This is a genomic window from Mycobacterium sp. E3247, from assembly GCF_001667785.1.
In the GTDB taxonomy this organism is placed as follows: Bacteria; Actinomycetota; Actinomycetes; order Mycobacteriales; family Mycobacteriaceae; genus Mycobacterium.
In genome coordinates, this window is record NZ_LZJG01000363.1 from 1 (window position 1) to 749 (window position 749).

A 749-nucleotide genomic window follows, 5' to 3' on the forward strand; every position below is an offset into this window, starting at 1 on the left:
ATTCGGCCACGCAGCGCATGGTGGCAACGACGATCCGCTGCCGCGTCTCCTCGCCGCTGGCGCCGACCGGACGTCCCCGTTGCGCCCGCGTCACCATGCTGTCCTCACTCGCGCGTCCCGTCCGCCGGCTCCCGGTCCCCGACACGGTCGAATATAATCGAGTGATCGATTAGTTCCGGCTTCGCCGCGGAGGTGCGTAGTGCGTGATGGACGGAGCTGCGGCGGGCTTCCCGCCGCATGAGCGTCACGCCGCCGCAATTGGGTCGGCCGGTGGGTGCCGACGGTGAGCAGACCCGGGCCCGCATCATCACCGCCGCGATGCGATGTGTGGCCGAGAATGGCTATTCGCGCACCACGATTCGCGAGATCGCCCGGGCGGCCGACGTCACCAGCGGCAGCCTCTACAACTACTTTCCGAACAAGGCGGAGCTGATCAACGCCGCGATAGCGGCGCGGACCGACGTCGCGTTGCCGCGGCTGCGCGCGGCCGCCGCGCGCCCGGGGACCGCCGTCGACCGGATCGAGGCGGTGCTCGACGAATCGGGCCGGCTCATGCGCGAGTATCCCGATCTGGCCGCCTTCGAGTGGGTGATCCGCGCCGAGGGCGCCGTCACCCGCGATTCGCGGCTCGCGGCCGAATTCCAGGTGTTTCGCGGGATCATCGAGGGCGTCGTCGACGATGCCTACCGCCGGGGCGAGCTCGCGCACCGGGCCGACCGCAACGGCATCATCGAGGCCGTCTACGCGCT

1 protein-coding gene and 1 pseudogene are annotated in these 749 nt (G+C 70.4%); one reads left to right on the forward strand and one right to left on the reverse strand.

Annotated features, from left to right (window positions below; genetic code table 11):
* Positions 1-94 (reverse strand): annotated as a pseudogene (locus tag A9X04_RS31635) (TetR/AcrR family transcriptional regulator); the annotation flags it as partial.
* A gap of 143 nt (positions 95-237) precedes the next feature.
* Between A9X04_RS31635 and A9X04_RS20100 the strand changes: the two are divergent.
* The coding region (locus A9X04_RS20100; RefSeq protein ID WP_067924248.1) for a TetR/AcrR family transcriptional regulator at positions 238-749 on the forward strand (512 nt) is incomplete at its 3' end.